General features: G+C 70.7%; 18 protein-coding genes. 8 read left to right on the top strand and 10 right to left on the bottom strand.

The genetic code is table 11. From position 1 onward, the window contains the following. The first annotated feature begins 306 nt into the window (after positions 1 to 306). On the top strand, positions 307 to 918 hold the full coding sequence (locus tag AB0P03_RS32480; RefSeq protein WP_363586631.1) for a hypothetical protein: 612 nt from the start codon (positions 307 to 309) through the stop codon (positions 916 to 918). A gap of 77 nt (positions 919 to 995) precedes the next feature. Here AB0P03_RS32480 and AB0P03_RS32475 read toward each other — a convergent pair whose 3' ends face one another. Further along, complete coding sequence (locus AB0P03_RS32475; protein WP_363632204.1) at positions 996 to 2,339, bottom strand: VCBS repeat-containing protein; 1,344 nt, start codon at positions 2,337 to 2,339, stop codon at positions 996 to 998. Positions 2,340 to 3,236: 897 nt separating this feature from the next. On the opposite strand from AB0P03_RS32475, the gene AB0P03_RS32470 reads away from it, so the two are divergent. Next, the gene (locus tag AB0P03_RS32470; RefSeq protein ID WP_363632203.1) at positions 3,237 to 3,464 is read left to right on the top strand and encodes a CU044_2847 family protein; all 228 of its coding nucleotides are present in this window, start codon (positions 3,237 to 3,239) and stop codon (positions 3,462 to 3,464) included. Between the two features lie 395 nt (positions 3,465 to 3,859). Here the strand turns inward: AB0P03_RS32470 and AB0P03_RS32465 are convergent, their stop codons facing one another. Both AB0P03_RS32465 and AB0P03_RS32460 read right to left on the bottom strand, forming a co-directional pair. Beyond that, on the bottom strand, positions 3,860 to 4,306 hold the full coding sequence (locus AB0P03_RS32465) for a nitroreductase family deazaflavin-dependent oxidoreductase (RefSeq protein WP_363586634.1): 447 nt from the start codon (positions 4,304 to 4,306) through the stop codon (positions 3,860 to 3,862). Between the two features lie 213 nt (positions 4,307 to 4,519). After that, complete coding sequence (locus tag AB0P03_RS32460) at positions 4,520 to 5,044, bottom strand: MarR family transcriptional regulator (protein WP_363586635.1); 525 nt, start codon at positions 5,042 to 5,044, stop codon at positions 4,520 to 4,522. 155 nt (positions 5,045 to 5,199) lie between these two features. On the opposite strand from AB0P03_RS32460, the gene AB0P03_RS32455 reads away from it, so the two are divergent. After that, entirely contained in the window at positions 5,200 to 6,399 is a 1,200-nt protein-coding gene (locus AB0P03_RS32455; protein WP_363632202.1) for an FAD-dependent monooxygenase, read from the top strand. Positions 6,400 to 6,544: 145 nt separating this feature from the next. On the opposite strand, the gene AB0P03_RS32450 is transcribed toward AB0P03_RS32455, so the two are convergent. After that, entirely contained in the window at positions 6,545 to 7,108 is a 564-nt protein-coding gene (locus tag AB0P03_RS32450; RefSeq protein WP_363632200.1) for a DoxX family protein, read from the bottom strand. 292 nt (positions 7,109 to 7,400) lie between these two features. Further along, a complete protein-coding gene (locus AB0P03_RS32445; protein ID WP_363586637.1) occupies positions 7,401 to 7,982 on the bottom strand; it encodes a helix-turn-helix domain-containing protein in 582 nt (193 codons plus the stop codon). 84 nt (positions 7,983 to 8,066) lie between these two features. Between AB0P03_RS32445 and AB0P03_RS32440 the strand changes: the two genes are divergently transcribed. Next, the gene (locus tag AB0P03_RS32440) at positions 8,067 to 8,948 is read left to right on the top strand and encodes an SDR family oxidoreductase (protein WP_363632199.1); all 882 of its coding nucleotides are present in this window, start codon (positions 8,067 to 8,069) and stop codon (positions 8,946 to 8,948) included. Between the two features lie 174 nt (positions 8,949 to 9,122). Here the strand turns inward: AB0P03_RS32440 and AB0P03_RS32435 are convergent, their stop codons facing one another. The 3 genes from AB0P03_RS32435 to AB0P03_RS32425 form a co-directional block, all read right to left on the bottom strand. Next, positions 9,123 to 9,308, bottom strand: coding sequence for a hypothetical protein (locus tag AB0P03_RS32435; RefSeq protein ID WP_363632197.1), 186 nt, complete (start codon positions 9,306 to 9,308; stop codon positions 9,123 to 9,125). A gap of 201 nt (positions 9,309 to 9,509) precedes the next feature. Next, entirely contained in the window at positions 9,510 to 9,878 is a 369-nt protein-coding gene (locus tag AB0P03_RS32430) for a hypothetical protein (protein WP_363632195.1), read from the bottom strand. A 164-nt stretch (positions 9,879 to 10,042) separates the two neighbouring features. Continuing rightward, positions 10,043 to 10,672, bottom strand: coding sequence for an isochorismatase family protein (locus tag AB0P03_RS32425; protein WP_363620733.1), 630 nt, complete (start codon positions 10,670 to 10,672; stop codon positions 10,043 to 10,045). A 239-nt stretch (positions 10,673 to 10,911) separates the two neighbouring features. Between AB0P03_RS32425 and AB0P03_RS32420 the strand changes: the two genes are divergently transcribed. Then, entirely contained in the window at positions 10,912 to 11,379 is a 468-nt protein-coding gene (locus AB0P03_RS32420; protein ID WP_363586641.1) for a MarR family transcriptional regulator, read from the top strand. An 88-nt stretch (positions 11,380 to 11,467) separates the two neighbouring features. Here the strand turns inward: AB0P03_RS32420 and AB0P03_RS32415 are convergent, their stop codons facing one another. Beyond that, positions 11,468 to 12,145, bottom strand: a complete 678-nt coding sequence (locus AB0P03_RS32415) for a GAP family protein (protein ID WP_363620737.1) — start codon at positions 12,143 to 12,145, stop codon at positions 11,468 to 11,470. Between the two features lie 237 nt (positions 12,146 to 12,382). Between AB0P03_RS32415 and AB0P03_RS32410 the strand changes: the two genes are divergently transcribed. The 3 genes from AB0P03_RS32410 (at position 12,383) to AB0P03_RS32400 (ending at position 15,652) form a co-directional block, all read left to right on the top strand. Continuing rightward, a complete protein-coding gene (locus tag AB0P03_RS32410; protein ID WP_363632194.1) occupies positions 12,383 to 12,976 on the top strand; it encodes a hypothetical protein in 594 nt (197 codons plus the stop codon). Positions 12,977 to 13,119: 143 nt separating this feature from the next. After that, on the top strand, positions 13,120 to 14,472 hold the full coding sequence (locus AB0P03_RS32405) for a Dyp-type peroxidase (protein ID WP_363632193.1): 1,353 nt from the start codon (positions 13,120 to 13,122) through the stop codon (positions 14,470 to 14,472). A 55-nt stretch (positions 14,473 to 14,527) separates the two neighbouring features. After that, positions 14,528 to 15,652 (top strand): catalase family protein, encoded by a 1,125-nt coding sequence (locus AB0P03_RS32400; RefSeq protein ID WP_363632192.1) that lies wholly within the window; start codon positions 14,528 to 14,530, stop codon positions 15,650 to 15,652. A gap of 84 nt (positions 15,653 to 15,736) precedes the next feature. Here the strand turns inward: AB0P03_RS32400 and AB0P03_RS32395 are convergent, their stop codons facing one another. Next, the gene (locus AB0P03_RS32395; RefSeq protein ID WP_363586646.1) at positions 15,737 to 16,642 is read right to left on the bottom strand and encodes a hypothetical protein; all 906 of its coding nucleotides are present in this window, start codon (positions 16,640 to 16,642) and stop codon (positions 15,737 to 15,739) included. Positions 16,643 to 16,861 lie beyond the last annotated feature (219 nt).

Raw genomic sequence — 16,861 nt, 5'->3', positions numbered from 1 at the left:
CGGCGGGTCAGGGCCTCGGCAGACCGGCAGCAGAGGAACTCCGCCTCACTGCCCGGGAGTTGCGATGACCCGCCGTCAGTCGTCGCGCCGGTCACCGGGGACCTCAGGACAACCCACGGCCTCGGGCGCCGACACCGCCCGAACAGCGGCCGCCCCACCGGCCGGTTCGCCACCTGGCCACCGCCGGGCGCTCGGACCGGATCAGCCGAGACGGGACGTCCCGAAACATCGAATTCGCACACCTCATCGCCCCCGGACGGGCAGAGTGGGAACCCGATCTGCCGAACAGTCGACCTGGAGGCTCCCGTGCTCGACCTCTCCCGCGAGGAACTACCGGAACGGCACCAGGAGTTGCTGGACGTCCTAGTGACACGGCATGACCTGGCCACCGAGCGCCGCCGTAACACCTCGTTCGTACTCCTCGACCACGACGGACGTCGCTTCGCCGTCTGTGAGTACGGAGCGCACTGGTACGAGGAAGGCGTACCGGTGCACCTGGCAGTCGACCTGACCACGGGCAGCCATGTGTCGATCACCGCCTACCGCGCCTCCGCCATGTGGCCGGGAACGTTCTGGTCGTTCTTCGAACCCGGCCGCGTCCCCTCCGACGACCCGGTGCGGGCCTGGCTGGCGACCCCGGCGGCTGCCCCCGGGCCGCGCCCGAGCGTCGCCGTGGCGTGGCCGGACCAACTCGAACGGTTCTGCGCTGCGGAGCTGGTCCGCACCGACCAACCCGAACTGCTCGCACAGGCAGAGCTGGTCGCGGACCCGGAACTTCCCGAGGACCAGACCACACTGGTCCGACGGCACTCGGCGGCGGCACTGCCGTACGCCGTGCTGTTCCGCCACGAGGACGCGCTGAGCATCGTCAACAAGCTGATCGGCAGCGGCCGGGGCTGCCCGCTCCCCGAGCTCTGAGCTTGGCGTTCATCGTCGCAGGTCGAGTGACCTGCGACGATAAACGCCAAGCTCAGAGCGGGAGCGGAACTCAGGGTCTACCAGTCGGTGCCGATGTTGGTGCGGTTGCCGAAGGTGCTCTGACCGGTGCCGGGGTAGAAGTACATGTCCCCGGTCGATCCCTGGGGGGCCTGGACGGCGGCGAGGTCGGTCCTGCCATCGGCGTTGAAGTCGCCGCCGATGAGGTCGCGCATGATGTTCCAGCCGGTACCGGCGTTGATCGGCGCCGCGAAGGAACCGGCGCCGTTGCCCGGATAGACGTACAGATTCCCGTCAGCAGTACCGACTGCCGCGATGTCCGACTTACCGTCACCATTGAAGTCACCGCCGGCGAACTTGCCCAGGGTGTTCCAGCCGGTACCGGCGTTGATCGGCGCCGCGAAGGAACCGGCGCCGTTGCCCGGATAGACGTACAGATTCCCGTCGCCAGTGCCGACCGCGGCGATATCCGACTTACCGTCACCGTTGAAGTCACCGCCGGTGAGGTGGTCCAGGTTGTTCCAGCCGGTGCCTGCCGACCACGGCGTGCCGAACGCGCCGGCGCCATTGCCCGGGTAGATGTACAGATTCCCGTTGGCGGTGTTCACCGCGGCGAGGTCGATCTTCCCGTCACCGTTGAAGTCACCCGGTGTCACGTTGCTGACCGTGTCCCAACCGGTACCGATCAGACTCCGCTCACCGAACGTACCGACACCGGTCCCCGGGTACAGATACATCTTCCCCGTCGCCGCGTCCACCGCCGCCAGGTCGGTCTTCCCGTCACCATTGAAGTCAGCCGACGCAAAACCCGTCATCCCCACCGGAGTTGCGGGGCTCTGGCCGATGGCGTTGACGATCTTCTGCGCGTCGGCCGCCTGAACCTGGTAGAGGTCGGGATAGGCCGACTGCTGGACGCCTTGGCAGACCTCGCCGATCGGCTTGCTCTGCCAAGTGTTGTTCGGATACGTCGAGAGCATCGCGCTGATGAACTTGCGGGTCGTCGTCGCCGGATCGAGCCGCTGCGCGGTGGTGCCCCACGAGGCCCGCTGCTGGAACAGGCCGACACTGTCGTGGTCCTCCATGTTCGGGTTGTTCCGCAGGGTGGATTCCACGATCGCCGTGGTGATCGCGATGACCTCGGCCTGCTGCGGTAGTCCGTTGGCCCGCACGGTGTTGACGATGGCCCGGGCGCAGGACATCCGGTACGCGTTCATCGCGTTCCGCAGGCTGCCGGTGAGCTGTTGGTTCAGTTGGGCGGCGGCGGTGGTGTCGGCGGAGGTGATCGTGCCGCAGGACACATCGGGCAGGGTCGCGTGCGCGGGGCTCGTCGCGGCCATCGCCCCGCCGGCCAGCACCGCACTCACCACGAGGAGTTGCAGGGCATTGCGCACAGCCTTCTTCATCGTGAAACGTTTCCTTCGTTCGCGGGTCGGATGTGTCGTCGCCAGAGATCCGGGCCACGACAGGTCTCGAGGGCACTGAGGGAATTCGCCTCGACCGTGCGCCGGACAGGGCATGGACGAGCCCGGTGTGCAACACGTGAGAGCAGAGTGAGAACGCCCCGGTCCGGCGACCGCCCCGGCCGCGCGGCGCCGTCACGGCGACGGACGCGGCGCCCGGGCCGGTGACGTGCGGGTGGGCCCGAAGTGGGCTGCTACTGCCGGCCCATGGTGTCGATGCTCACAAGGGGCGGCGTCGGAAGCGGGGTGGCGGTGACGAGCGGGGTGACGAGGGCGGCGACCGCGGCGGCCTTCGCGATGCGGGTGCGGATCATGGCAGGGCTCCTTCGGAACACACGCGCGACGGGAGGTGGTCCGGATCCGGTGCGTCCCGCGATGACGCTGCCCCGGTTCCTTTCGGCTGCTTGTCGCTGCCGTTGGGTACGATCCTGCCCTCTGACCAGTGGCCCAACTAGGGGTCCGTGCTGGCCTGAACCGGCATTGGCCCAAGCCGTCCACCGTGGTCGGATGCGGACGCCCAGTGCCTCGGGCCGGCGCATACGGCGGCAGGGCGATCGACGTTCCGGAATGCGGCCGGTGACGGTTCGGAATGTGGCCTTGAACGTGCGATCGTCAGGCTCGGCAGGCTCGGCAGGAAATCTGACTGTCCATCAGCTCCATGGCGGGTGCTCGCGGCCAGGGCGTTGACACCCGCGCTGCGCGGCGAAGGCTGGGCCGTGCAGACATGGGTCAGCAGCTTGTCCGGGTCCCGCTCGACGGCGGTGGATCCATCCTCGTCGAGGCTGTGGACGGTGCGGCCGGGCCGGTGAAGGCGGGCCGGGCCGGTGACGCGATCTACCGGTGGGGCTGTCCACGGTGCTGGGCCCGGTCACCGCGACGGCGAGCACCGTACTGGCCCGGTTGCGCGAGGCGGGGCCGGCCGAGGTGGAGGTCGGGTTCGGCATCGATCTCGCGACCGAGGCCGGGGTCGTGATCTCCAGGGCCGCGGCCGACCGCCATCTGACGGTGAGGATGGTGTGGTGCCGGGGGCGACAACGGCCCTGCGGCTGTCGGGCGTCGGCGGACTGACCCGTGGACGCCGAACGCACCGCCTACGGGGTCGGATCCGGGCCGGGCCGGCCCGTGGCGGTCGCCCGGGAGCTCGGCCACGACGTCACCGATCCCCTTCGCGTCACCCGTCGGCTCGGGGGCCGACCCGTCGGTGTACCGCTCGACTGCCTTCCTGAGGTACGAGGGGCTCCAGGCCCCGACGGCCCCGCTGACGTCGACGGCCGCCACCCCACCGACGGCACGCTTGAGCGGCGGCAGGACCTCGTCCGAGTGGTTCGCCCGCTTCGGCCGGGTTCTCCGTTCGTGCCATGTCGCGTCGTGTCATGTCGCGCACTGGAGCTGCCGTCCCGGCCGAAGGGCTCGGGCGGGTGGGCGGTTTCTGACCGTCCGGGCCCCGCCCGAGCCGTTCGGGGTCAACGGCCGGCGGTCTCCGGCTCCAACACGAAGACAGGGATCACCCGGTCCGTCTTCGTCTGGTATTCGGCGTAGTCCGGCCAGACCTCGACCGCGCGGGACCACCACAGCTCCCGCTCCGCGCCCTCGACCTCGCGGGCCGTCATGTCCTGGCGCACGCCGCCGTCCTGGAGCTCGACCCGCGGATGCGCGACCAGGTTGTGGTACCAGGTCGGATTCTTGGGCGCGCCGCCCTGCGAGGCCACCAGGGCGTACGTCCCCTCGTGTTCCACCCGCATCAGCGGGTTCTTGCGGATCTTCCCGCTCTTGGCCCCCAGGCTGGTGAGGACGACCACCGGCACGCCCCGGAGCGTCGTGCCCTCGGCGCCCCCGGAGCCCTCGTACAACGCGACCTGGTCGCTGACCCACTTCTCCGGGCTCGGCTCGTATTCGCCGCTAAGAGGCATGCTGTTCCCATCCCACTCGATGAGGACCCTCGACGGCCGACCTGATGCCGTCCGCCCCGAGGCCCTCGCTCCGTTCGGCCGCCTCCATGATTCACCACGAGGCCGCCGCCCGATAGGAGGCGGCACAACGGCGGGGCGCAACGGCGGGGCGCGCCGCCGCGGACCGGCCGGGTGGTGATCGACGGTCAACGGCGCGGCTGCGGCCGTGTGCGGTCAGGTGGCGGGCGATGGCCTGTCGTCGTCGTCGAGGAGGGCCAAGCGGGCGATGACGTCGTCGGCCAGCCTCGCGAGCAATCGGCCCAGGTCCCCGCGGTCCTGGTCCGACCAGTGCGCCGTCGCGTCCGTGAACCAGCCGATCATGGACGTCGCGTAGGCGTTCGCGGCCCTCGTCCCTTCAGCGGTCGCCTCGATGAGGCTGGCACGCCGGTCGTGCGGGTCGCCGACGCGATGGACGAGGCCGCGCCGCTCCAGCGCCTGGACCTGTCGCGTGACGTGCGGGCCGACCACCTGCATCCGTTCGGCGATCTCCCCGATGCGCAGCGGCCGGTCCGCCATGTGCAGGGTCATGAGCGCGCTCAGTGCGGGGCGGTCCAGGGCGAGTCCCGCCGCCTCGGCCGCCCGTTCGGCCAGGCGGCCGCGGGTCATGGCGTTGCTCAGCTGGGCCAGCCGGGGCAGGGCCGCCCAGACGGCTGCCGCCTGCTCGTCCGCGCCGGGGTTGTCCCGCGAGTCCGCGGTCATCGGACCACCACCTCCACTTGAATACCTAACTTAGGTATCTATATCCTGGGGTTGCGCCCGCTCTCCGCGGGTGCGCCGTGCCGTCCATAAAGATACCTAAGGTACGCATCTTCGGTGTGACCGCCAGGATGCGACAGCCAGGAGGAGAGCACACCGTGAACAACCACTCCGCGAACCGCAAGGTCCTCATCTCGGGCGCGAGCATCGCCGGCCCGGCCCTCGCCTACTGGCTCGACCGCTACGGCTTCGACGTCACCGTCGTCGAGCGCGCGTCAGCCGTACGGGGCGGCGGGTACGCCATCGACATCCGCGGCGCCGCCCGCGAGGTCGTCGACCGCATGGGGCTGCTCCCGCAACTGCGCGAGGCCCACGTGGACACGCGCAAGCTCTCGTTCGTGGACGCCGACGGGGCGCCCATCGGCTCCGTCGCCCCCGAAACCGTCAACGGAGGCGCCGCAGGCCTGGACCTGGAAGTACGGCGCGGCGACCTGGCGAGCGCCCTCTACGCTCCGCTCCGCCACCGGGTCGAATTCCTCTTCGGCGACTCCATCGCCACCCTGGACGACCGGGCGGACCGCGTCGACGTCACCTTCGACAGCGGCGCCCACCGCACCTTCGACCTGGTGATCGGTACGGACGGGCTGCACTCCAACACCCGCGGGCTGGTCTTCGGCCCCGAGGACGCGTTCCACCGCTACCTCGGCCACGTCTTCGCCGGTTTCACCCTCGCGAACGACCTGGGCCTCGCCCACGAAGGGATCGTCTGGAACACGCCAGGCCGGGCGGCCGTCCTCTACGCCCACGAACCCGCCGACCGCGTACACGGGTTCCTCGTCCTCAAGCGGGAGGACGCCCCCGTCAACGCCTTCCGGGACCCGCAGGCGCAGCGCGAACTCGTCGCCGCCGCCTTCCCCGAGCGCGGCTGGCACATCCCGCGCCTGGTGAACGCGATGCGCGAGGCCGACGACCTGTTCTTCGACGTCGTCAGCCAGATCCACATGCCCACCTGGTCCCGCGGCCGCGTCGCCCTCGCCGGTGACGCGGCCCACGCGACCTCGTTCCTGTCCGGCCAGGGCTCCAGCGTCTCGCTCGTCGGCGCCTACCTCCTGGCCGGAGAACTGGCCGGCCACACCGACCACGCGGCCGCCTTCGCGGCCTACGAGCGCAAGGCACGCCCCTTCGTGGAGCGGAACCAGGCGCTGGCCGCCTCCGGCGGCACCACCCTCGTCCCCGGCACCCAGGACCTGCTCGACACCCGCAACGCGACCCTGCGCAACCCCACCAACCCGGCGGGCGCCGAGGGACGCGCCGCCCACAACGGCGTGATCCTGCCGGACTACGACCACGCCGGATGAGCGCGCCCGCGTGCCGGGCTCAGCGAGTTGGACGCGGTTCTGCCGCCCGGCGGCCACACCCTGCTTCGACGGTGCCGACCAGGTCGCCGTCCAGGTCGATGCCGAGCACGTCCTGGGTGAGGGGTGCGCCTGGTTGCTGGTGGCGCTAGAGGGTCACCCCTTGCAGGGACAGCACGATGGCCGCGCCGATGCCGCCCATCCCCAGGGCGACGGCCGCACTCCACCACCCGCCCTGGCCCCACCGGAACGAACGGTCCAGCGCCAGGCGTCCGGGTCCGATGGCGGAGACCGCGATCGCGATCAGCGCCAGGCACAGCGGGTACTCCATGCCGCCCTTGTCGGCCCACAGGCCGCCGCCCGAGCTGACGGACATCGCGTTGATCATCACCCCGATCACGGCGGCGGCGGCCAGCGGGGTGAACAGCCCGAGGGCGAGGCCCAGGCCGCCACCCAGCTCCGAGGCGCCGCCCAGCGCGGCGAAGAGCACACCGGGCCGGTAGCCCAGGGCCTCGAAGCCCTTGCCGGTCGCGCTCAGGCCGGCGCCACCGAACAGTCCGAAGAGTTTCTGGGCACCGTGGCCGGCCAGCAGCAGGCCGGCGAGCCGGAGTACCAGCAGGCCGACGTCGGCGGCGGACACCGGCGGCGGATGCGTGGAGGTCGGAGCGGCACTGCGGACGGAGGTCCGCAGCCGCTCGGCGGTCAGTTTCATGGCGAAGGTCTCCTCCCGCGCGCCGCAACCGCCGCGAGCAGGATCGCCTCTCCCGAGACGAGGCGCCGACGCGCAGATCAGATCGGCCGGGCGCGACTCGCGCCGCCGTCGACCAAGTCCAGGAACGGCCGGACCGGCACCGCCTCACCGGAGGCATCCGTGCGTCTCACCGATGACCCTCCGAAAAGGGAAGCCGTGATCCAGCACTCTCTGTGTCCACTCTACGCGGCGGCAACCGGCGGCAGGACTCCTCGTGGCGGCTGATGCGGAGCTCAGCGGAGCTCAGCGGAGCTCAGCGGAGCTCAGCGGCTGCCGCGCGGAGTTGGTCGAACGCGGCTCGCGTGTGGGGCGCCAGCTCGCCGGGGTCCTCGTCGCGGCTGGGGTCGGCCCACCGGGCGTAGCCGAGCCTGAACGCGAGGACGCCGAGTTCGGCGGCCACCTGCGCCGTGGGTTCCGCGACGTTCCGTCGCTTCAGCGCGTCGACCATCGCCGTGGCCATGCCGATGCACTTCAGCACGTTGCGCGCCTGCAACTCCGCGTTCGCCTCGATCGCCGCGTGCAGCAGCGGGCTGAGCTCGCGGTTGAACGACGTCATCTCACCCGATGCGCGTTCGAGTCCGGCCGCGACGGCCGTCATCGGCGTCGCGTCCGCAGGGGCGCCGTCGATGCCCTCGGCCAGCAGGCGGCTGAGCGCCGTCTGTCCCATGGTGAGGATCTCGCGCTTGTCGGTGAAGTGGCGGAAGAAGGTGCTCCGCGTGAGCCCCGCCCGCTCGGTGATCTGAGCGACGGTCGTTTCGTCGTAGCCCTGCTCGGCGAACAGGCCGAGCGCAGCCACGACCAGGCGTTGTCGGGCATCGGGTTTCCATCGCGGCATAGTGCCAGTCTAGGTGACGGGACAAGTGTCGCATCGCGTCGTACAGTGATGGGACAACAGTCGCATCACTCCTCGGAGCTCACCATGCGCGTCTTCATCACCGGCGGCACAGGCCTGATCGGCTCCGCCGTCGTCGCCGAACTGCTCACCGCAGGCCACCTGGTCACCGCCCTCGCCCGATCCGACGCCTCCGCGGCCACCGCGAAAGCCGCCGGCGCCGATGTGCTCCGTGGCGGGCTCGCCGACCTCGACGTGCTGCGGACCGGCGCGGAACAGGCGGACGGCGTCATCCACCTCGCCTTCAGCAACGACTTCAGCTCGCCCGACGCGCTCGCGCGAGGGATCGCCGAGGAGAGCGCCGCACTCGCGGCCCTCGGCGACACCCTCGTCGGCACGAACAGGCCGCTCGTCACCGCGTCCGGCACGCCCCTCGTGGTGGGACGCGCCTCGACCGAGGAAGACCCGCTGCCGCTGGACGGACCTGTCAGCGGACGCAGCCTGTCGGTGAACCGCACACTCGCACTCGCCTCACGAGGCGTACGCAGCTCGGCGGTACGACTGCCGCGCACGGTCCACAACCGGGGCCAGGGCGGGTTCGCCGGGCTGCTCACCAACATCGCCCGCGGCACCGGCGTCGCCAGCTACCCCGGAGACGGCGCGCAGCGCTGGCCCGCCGTCCACGCGCTCGACGCCGCCGTCCTGTTCCGGCTCGCCCTGGAGAAGGCCCCGGCCGGAAGCGCGTGGCACGCCGTCGCCGACGAAGGCGACGCGGTACGCGACATCGCCGCGGTCATCGGACGGCGGCTCGACCTTCCCGTCGAGCCGGTGCCACAGGAGAGCTTCGGTCCCCTCGGCCCGATCTTCGCGGCCGACCAGCCTGCCTCCAGCACTCACACCCGCACCGCCCTCCGCTGGAAGCCGACGCACCCGGGCCTGCTCGCGGACCTGGAGAACATCGAAGCCTGAGCTGCCTGCCTGCCTGCCGGACCGGCAGCCGCCAGGGGACCGGGCCCCGCTCGCCCACCGAGCGGGGCCCGGGCCCGCTCCTCGATCCCGCTGAACACTGTGCGGCCGCCACGCGGACCGGCCCGCGACCGGAGACCGGCTCTACGGTGAACGGTGCCCTGCGACGGTTGGTGCTCAGCCGCGGAGCTCGGGCCAGCCGTCCGCGTTCGAACAGGACTCGTAGTCGTAGCGGGTGAGGCGGTCCCACTCCGTCCCGGTCACAAGCTCGAACGCCTCCTCGTGCACGTAGAGCAGCGGTTCGCACTGTCGCGCGGTGAACGGAGCGAACCGTTCGGGATCGTGGAACACGCTCTCGTACACGTCGCGGGCCCGCAGCCACGACCGCAGCTCGCGCGTACAGGAAGTGATCGCTCGACTGAGGGAACGGCGAGCCGTCGGGCAACACCGCCCCGGTGATCGGCAGCGTTCCGAACTGCTCCTGGTCCAGGCGGTGGAGCGCCTCGGCGAGACGCTCACCGAAGCCGATGCTCCGGCCCAGCGGCTCGCGTGCGAGAACTTCGGTCAGGCGGCGGACGGTCCGGCACTGCCCGCCTCCCCTCCGCCCTGCCCGTCCGCGTCCTCGAACGGCTCGTCACTCCACCGGAACCAAGCCCTGTCGTCCTGGATGTGCAGCAGGAACTCGGCGACCGGGCCCGAGGGCGAGAGCATCGACACGGTGCTCGCGATCTCGTCGTACGCGTCGTCGAAGGCCTCCCAGTCCTCCGCCTCGGACAGCGCGAGCGAACGGGCGAAGAACGGCTGGACGGCGGGGAACGCCGTTCCCGGCACGAAGCGCCCGTGGAGCCACGGGAAGTCCGCCTCCTCGACCACGATCTCGCCCACCGGCTCTTCCCGGCGCACCAGACGCCAGACCCCGCCCTCAAAACCCATCGCACACAGCCCTTGCCACCCGTTGCCGGCCTCTTCCGTCCGGCAGCATGCCAGCTGGCACTGACAGGCGACGGGCGACGGGCCACGGGCGACGGGCGACGGGCGAGGCGCATCCCCCCGTGGGGTGGGTCGGTGACGGCCGGGTCAGGTGAGTGCGCCGGCCGTTACGCGGGGCGGGCGGCCGCCGAGATCTGGCCGACCAGGACGGCGAAGGGCATGTCGAGGGCGGCGTAGAGGTCGCCGGCCTCGGGGGCGGCGTTGTCGGCCAGGGCCTCGACCATGAGGGTGGCGTAGTCGGAGACGGTGACGCCCGCCTGCTGCATGCGCAGCAGTCCCGCCTCGCGCTTGGCCTGGCTGAAGGTGCCGGAGGCGTCCACGGCGACGTACGCGTGGTGCCCGGCGGCCGTCGCGGCGATCGCGGGCAGCGCCGCGCACACCTCCAGGGACACTCCGGCGAAGATCAGTTTCTGCCGCCCGGTGGCCTCGATGGCCTCGCGGACCCGGCCGTCGTGCCAGGCGTTGACCGTGCTGCGGTCGATGATCCGCTGTCCGGCCGGCAGGGCCTGGACCAGTTCCGGAGTGGTCGGCCCCCACATGCTGTCGGCCGCGGTGGTGGTGACGACCAGCGGGATGCCGAGCACGGTCGCCGCGCGCGCCAGCGCGACCACGTTGTGCTTCAGCTCGCCGAGCGGGATGTCCCGGACGCCGGACAGCAGGCCCACCTGGTGGTCGACCAGGACCACGGCGGCGTTCTCCCGGGTTACCGGCTCCAGGAACTTGCTGTGCTCGCTCATCGTGCGCTCCTTCGGGTTGAGCCACGGCTCCATTGGCCACTAGTAGTCACTGATATTGATAGTCAAGATTAGTGACTACTTTGACGCTATACCCCTGTCCCCCGGGGCGCAAGCACTGGTCAGGGCGGGGCGCCGGAACGCCTGGGGTGTCGCCCGAGCCCACCGGGCGGGCGACTAAAGTTGCTGGTCACAGGGCAGAACGCGGGGCAGGCCCAGAGACGGCGGAAGCGGGAGAGGCGTTGAGCGGACACCAGGCGGCGGAACCGGACCTCGGCGTGCTCGCCGCCCGGGTGCTCTTCTCCGTCCAGCGCGAGCTGTTCACCGTGCTCGCCGAGCAGGGCTTCGACGACATCCAGCCCCGCGCCGGCGCCGTGCTCGCCTACCTGCGTACCGACGGCATCCGCGCCAGCGAACTCGCCCGCGCCTCCGGACAGCACAAGCAGGTCATCGGGACCCTCGTCGACGACCTCGAACGCCTGGGTTACGTCGAACGCAGACCCGACCCCGCGGACCGCCGCGCCAAACTGATCCACCCCACCGAACGCGGCCTGCTCCAGATGGAGGCGGCCGCCGCCATCATGCGCTCGATCGAGGAGCGCCACGCGAAGGCGCTGGGCGCGCGGGAGTACGCCGCCTTCAAGACCGCCCTCCACCACGTGGCCGACCTCCAGCGCGAGACCCGGCGTGAGACCCGGCGCGAAAACTAGGCAGTGCCGCGCCCTGTCGATCGGCGCGACCTGACGCCTCCATGGTCACGGACTTCCGCGCCAGGAAAGGGATTCACGGAGCGGCCTGTCAGGAGGTGAGGACGGAGATCCCGTCTCCGAACAGTTTCAATCCGAGGACGAAGAACAGGACCGCCATCACGGCGACGTTGTGCTGGGCTGCCCAGTCCTTCCAGTTACCGAGCGTGGTCTGGGCTCGCTCTCCCCCGAGCACGAAGACTCCCAGGGGGGCCAACAGGCCGAGGGTGGCGATCACGACGAAGACCGCCAGTGAGGCGATCTGCTGCCCTACCGGCAGTCCGGCCGAGCCGATCGCGGCGCCCGCGGCGATGGTCAGCGGGGCGTTCTTGGCGTTGAGCGCGGACAGGGCCAGTCCGAGTGCGAGGACCTTGACCGGCGTGAGGCGGTCGATCGCGCTCATCCACTTCGGCAGCTGGGCCTGCGACGGATCCTTCGGGCGCCGGTGCCACTGCCGGGCGCCGAAGAGGACGAGGAGCAGGCCCAGAACGAGCTTGAGGACTCCCACCCAGGTGGCCGGGTGATCGTGGGCAGAGGCGCCTGCGGGGGAAGCGACCGCCAGCATCACCGCGCCCAGCGCCGAGAGCCCCAGGATCCAGCCGACGGCGAAGAGGACTCCGTTGAGGCGTCCCCGAGGCGTGGCGAGGATGAGGATGATGGCGATGATCGGCAGTGGGCTGATCGCGACGCCGGCTGCGAGACCCAGGACGTCACCGAGAACTTTGCCCATGATTGCCTCCAGACGGGAGTCAGAGCGCGTGACGACGAACCCGGCAGGCCCATGTTCCATGATCCTGCGCTCTGACGAAGCTGTCCTCGTGAGCTTCTCGGAGCTCTGAGGGCCTCGGCCTGCTCGTTGCCCGGTGGTGCCCCCGTCGCGCTCGGGTCAGGATGAAGAGGTGAGGGCGATGGCGCCTCATGTTCGGGCGGTTGGCGACCCTCGCACCGACCATGGCAGGAGGACGTCATGATGACCGCGACGACAGGCGCAACGCCATCGGCTCACCCCGAACGCCCGGGCAGGTCGGATGGGGTCTGCAGCGAGTTCACCGTCTTCACCAGGATCAAGCCGGGCCACGCGGATGCGCTGCGTGAGGACCTGGCCACGCTCGCCGACTCGGCGGACGACGAGAAGGTCCATGCGGCAGTGCGCCAGATCGGCACCTTGCACGACGCACGGCACGTGATCTTCGACAACGACACCCGGTTCATGTTCGCCAGCGTTTTCGACGGCTCCTGGGACACCTACATCGACGACTTCGCCCAGACGGTGGTCGGGTCCCGCTTCGACAGGATCTTCTCGCACAGCGAAGGGTTCCCCGGCGTCACCGATCCGGGGGCGAAGGACTGGTTCGTCGCCCACCAGGAGCCCGCGGGGGTCTTCGTCAGCGCCTATCCCGACCTCACCATTCAGCAGATCTACAAGGACCACCGCGTGGACGACGCGTTCCAGGAGGTGCTGGACACCCCCCAGTTCCGGGCGGCGCTGGACAACCCGGCCAACGCGGAGTTGGTGGCCACGCCGGCGTTCCGGAAGCTGCTGGAGGAAGCCTCGGCATAGAACCCGGGCACGGCCGACGGTCGGAGCCCACCCACCATCGGTGGAGCAACTCGGCCGGTGCGAGTCGGCCGTTGCCGGGCTGTCCAGGCAGAGACAGATGCAGAGACAGGTGTGGAGACAGGTATGGAGAGGCACAAGCGACCATGAACACAGCGGACGGCAGCAGCGCGGCGGGCGTGCGCGTCGAGATCGACGACGTCCAGAGCGGGGCCCTGCGTCCACGGCCCGTGCCCTACGAGGGAAGGTTCGTCTTCCTGCGCGTGGATGACCGCCACGTCGGGCGCGCCCTGCTGCGCCGGCTGCTCCCGTTGACCTCGGGTGGTCTGCCCAGCGTGGACCCGAGCCGGGATGCCTGGGTGACCGTGGCGTTCACCTACCAGGGGCTGAGGGCCCTGGGGGTGCCCCGGGAGTCGCTGGACAGCTTTCCGCGGGCGTTCCGCGAGGGCATGGCCGCTCGGGCCGGGCTGATCGGCGACGTGGGCGAGAGTGCACCGGCCCACTGGGAGGCACCGTTCGGAACCGGTGAGGTCCACATCGCGTTGAGCGCCCTCTCCTCCGACGCGGCGCAGCTGGAGAGGGAGCTGGAGCGGGCCCGTGTCGCCTACGAGGACACACCCGGTGTCCAGGTGATCTGGCAGCAGGAGGTCCACCAGCTCCCGACCGGGCGTACCACCTTCGGCTTCCGTGACGGCATCAGCCATCCGAACATCGAGGGCGTCGGGCTGCCCGGCTCCAACCCGCAGGAAGTCCCGATCAAGGCCGGCGAGTTCATCCTCGGTTACCCCGACGAAACCGGCAGCCTGCCGCCCGTGCCCAGCCCCGACGTCCTGGGACGCAACGGGACCTACGTGGCCGTTCGCAAGATCCACACCAACGTGGCGGCCTGGCGCCGGTACCTGCGGGCGAACAGCTCCAGCGCCGAGGAGGAGGCACTGCTGGCGGCGAAGATGGTCGGGCGCTGGCCGAGCGGGGCGCCGCTGACGCTGGCGCCGGAGCACGATGATCCGGAGCTGGCGGCCGATCCGCGCCGCGTCAACGACTTCCTGTACCGGGAGAACGACGACCGCGGCTTCCGGTGCCCGGCCGGTGCGCACATCCGGCGCACCAACCCCCGTGATTCCACCATCATCGGCGACGCGCGGATGCACCGGCTCATCCGGCGCGGCACGACCTACGGCCCGCCGCTGCCCGAGGGCGTGCTGGAGGACGACGGCGCCGACCGCGGCCTGGTCGGAGTGTTCATGGGGGCCCATCTGGAACGGCAGTTCGAGTTCATCAAGGCCGAGTGGGTCAACGACGGCAACTTCATCGGCTACCCCGGCGAGAAGGACCCGGTGGCCGGGCATCACGGCGGAACCGGCAGCGTCACCATCCCCGAGAAGCCGGTCCGGCGTCGTCTGAGGAACCTGCCCAGCTTCGTGGTCACCCGCGGCGGCGAGTACTGCTTCCTGCCGGGTCTGCGCGCCCTGCGCTGGCTCGCCGAGCTGGAGGGCTGAGGGCGATTCCCACCCCCTGAGGTCCGGTCGCACTCTCCGAGGAGAGGTCGGAGTCATGACAGCACAGTTCGTCCGCTACACGCCCGACGTCGAAGACGACGACCCCCACTTCGACCGCGACGTGCAGACCGTGATCGAGAAGACCGAGAGCTACATCGCCGAGTCGGTCAAGGCCGGTGGCACCGGACGGGCCCTGCGCGACGCCCACGCCAAGGGCTACGGGCTGGTCCGAGGGGAAGTGGAGATCCTGGACGGGCTGCCCCCCGAGTACGCCCAGGGAATCTACGCGACTGCGGGAACCCACGACGCGCTGATCCGCTTCTCCAACGGCTCGCCCCACGCCGGAGCCGACGCGCGTCTGGGCGCCGCCACCGGACTGGCGCTGAAGATGTTCGACATCCCCGGCCCGACCCTGCTGGAGGACGAACCGGACACGGGCACGTTCGACTACGCCAACATCAACGGGCCGGTCTTCTTCTGCAACACGGTCGAGCACTACCTGTTCATCCAGGAACTGTTCCTGAACGCGCCGGCGTACTTCTCCCAGGGCCGACCCGGCGCACATCGGTTCTTCACCGAGTTCGTGACCGGAAAAGGAACGCTGGACCAGGACGACTGGGCCTGGGACGAGTTCCTGGCCTTCCTCCGCCTGTCGAAGACGCCTCCGGCGAACCTGCTGCTGTCCAGCTACTGGACGATGGGCGCGGTCCGGCACGGGGACTACATCGCCAAGGTGCGCATCACCCCCGACCCGGCCTTCGCCGCGGCGGTGGTCCGGCGCACCATCGACCCGGCCTCGGGGGAGGAGATCTTCCGGCCGGCCCTGCAAGCCGAGCTCCAGGAGCGGCCCTACGCCTTCGACATCCAGGTCCAGCTCTGCACCGACCTGGAGCGCATGCCGGTGGAGGACACCACCGTGGAGTGGCCCGAGCAGCTCTCGCCGTCCGTCACCGTGGCCAAGCTGCGGCTGCCGCAGCAGGACATCTCCGGCCCCGAGAACCTGGAGAGGATGGACTCGCTGTCCTTCACGCCCTGGCGGGTCACCGCCGAGCACGCGCCCCTGGGCAACATCATGCGGGCCCGCAAGGAGGTCTACCGGCGGTCCTCCATCGCGCGCCACAAGCTCAACCAGCAGCCGCGCACGGAACCCCGCAGCGCCGACGACGTGCTCGGCGCCTGACCCGGCCCGCCATCGCGAAGATGCGCCGACCGGGGCGGTCGGCCCTGGCAGCCCGCTGCCGCCGGCGTGCCAGGGCCCGGCCGGTCACTTCAGGGTGACGATCTTGCGCATGCCCAGGCCGGCGTTCGGGACGCCCGTCCGCTCGTCGGGAATCATGCAGAGCAGGACGTACCGTCCGGGCTGCAGGCCGTGGGCCTGCACGGAGGCGGTGCGGTCGCCGGACATGGCGCCGAGGCCGGTGGCCGGCCCGGTGAACGGGGACCGGGCCGGCAGGCCGCCCAGCGCGACGTCCCTCAGGTACTCCCCGATCTGCTCGTCGGTGGTGTCCGCACCGATCGGCCGCAGCTGCATCTCGTGGATCTGCTCGGACCCGTCGTGCACCAGGTAGGCCAGGTGCGCGTGGTCGACGTCCTCGGTCTGGAAACGCGGGCCCTCGGCCGTGTCCTTCTCGATCACGATGCCGTCGTCGAAGCGGACCTGGTTGTCGTTCTGACCGTTCGTGCCCACCAGGTTCAGCAGCCTGGAGACCGGGTGGGCCGGGTCCGCCCGGAACGCGGTGAGGTCCATCAGGTAGACCGGCCCGGGGCTGACCTCCTCGGTGAACTGCTCGTGCACCTGCGAGGTGACCAGCGCCCCGCCCAGCAGGTCCGCCTCACCGTTCACCGCCCGGATCCCGGCGCTCGCGGTGGCCGGCGACGGGCTGACCGCGTCGGCGAGGTCCCGGATGACCTGGTCGATGGTCACTCCCCCGTGCGGACGCAGCAGCTGTAGCTGCCGGCCGTTCGGGTCGTCCGTCTTGACCCGGAAACTGACCAGGCCGCCCTTCGCAGTGTCCGGTGCTTGCAGACCGGAGGCTCCGATGCTCACCTCGACGGGGTGGTCCTCCGGCGAGGCGGCGCCGGCCGTACCACTCGCACCGACGCTCGTCGCCAGGGCGAGGGCCGAGACGGTCACCGTCCGTACCACGCGCGCGAACACGTGCTCCACCATGAAGAATCCTTTCTGTTGGTCGCCTCCGGCGCGGAACATCCCCCACCGCGCGCGGCAGACCACGCCCCGCGCCGGAAGGCGACCGGTTCGGACCATCGGGCAGCGGGGTCCGGTCACCGATGGCAACGGTGCCAGCCGGCGCGAAGGGGCGCCCGCAGCTCCGACCGGGCTCGGTTCGGCGGGTGCCGGGCGGATCGTTGCGGTCCTGTTGCGCGGGCA

The sequence above is a fragment of the Kitasatospora sp. NPDC088779 genome (genome assembly GCF_040685395.1).
Lineage (GTDB): Bacteria > Actinomycetota > Actinomycetes > Streptomycetales > Streptomycetaceae > Kitasatospora.
This window is presented reverse-complemented; position numbering and strand designations above follow the sequence as displayed.

What these genes read in the sequence shown, in the direction of transcription:
- AB0P03_RS32475 (WP_363632204.1), bottom strand. Translation starts at nt 2,339, where the DNA reads ATGAAGAAGGCTGTGCGCAATGCCCTGCAACTCCTCGTGGTGAGTGCG.
- AB0P03_RS32465 (WP_363586634.1), bottom strand. Translation starts at nt 4,306, where the DNA reads ATGCCTCTTAGCGGCGAATACGAGCCGAGCCCGGAGAAGTGGGTCAGC.
- AB0P03_RS32460 (WP_363586635.1), bottom strand. Translation starts at nt 5,044, where the DNA reads ATGACCGCGGACTCGCGGGACAACCCCGGCGCGGACGAGCAGGCGGCA.
- AB0P03_RS32450 (WP_363632200.1), bottom strand. Translation starts at nt 7,108, where the DNA reads ATGAAACTGACCGCCGAGCGGCTGCGGACCTCCGTCCGCAGTGCCGCT.
- AB0P03_RS32445 (WP_363586637.1), bottom strand. Translation starts at nt 7,982, where the DNA reads ATGCCGCGATGGAAACCCGATGCCCGACAACGCCTGGTCGTGGCTGCG.
- AB0P03_RS32440 (WP_363632199.1), top strand. Translation starts at nt 8,067, where the DNA reads ATGCGCGTCTTCATCACCGGCGGCACAGGCCTGATCGGCTCCGCCGTC.
- AB0P03_RS32430 (WP_363632195.1), bottom strand. Translation starts at nt 9,878, where the DNA reads ATGGGTTTTGAGGGCGGGGTCTGGCGTCTGGTGCGCCGGGAAGAGCCG.
- AB0P03_RS32425 (WP_363620733.1), bottom strand. Translation starts at nt 10,672, where the DNA reads ATGAGCGAGCACAGCAAGTTCCTGGAGCCGGTAACCCGGGAGAACGCC.
- AB0P03_RS32415 (WP_363620737.1), bottom strand. Translation starts at nt 12,145, where the DNA reads ATGGGCAAAGTTCTCGGTGACGTCCTGGGTCTCGCAGCCGGCGTCGCG.
- AB0P03_RS32410 (WP_363632194.1), top strand. Translation starts at nt 12,383, where the DNA reads ATGATGACCGCGACGACAGGCGCAACGCCATCGGCTCACCCCGAACGC.
- AB0P03_RS32405 (WP_363632193.1), top strand. Translation starts at nt 13,120, where the DNA reads ATGAACACAGCGGACGGCAGCAGCGCGGCGGGCGTGCGCGTCGAGATC.
- AB0P03_RS32400 (WP_363632192.1), top strand. Translation starts at nt 14,528, where the DNA reads ATGACAGCACAGTTCGTCCGCTACACGCCCGACGTCGAAGACGACGAC.
- AB0P03_RS32395 (WP_363586646.1), bottom strand. Translation starts at nt 16,642, where the DNA reads ATGGTGGAGCACGTGTTCGCGCGCGTGGTACGGACGGTGACCGTCTCG.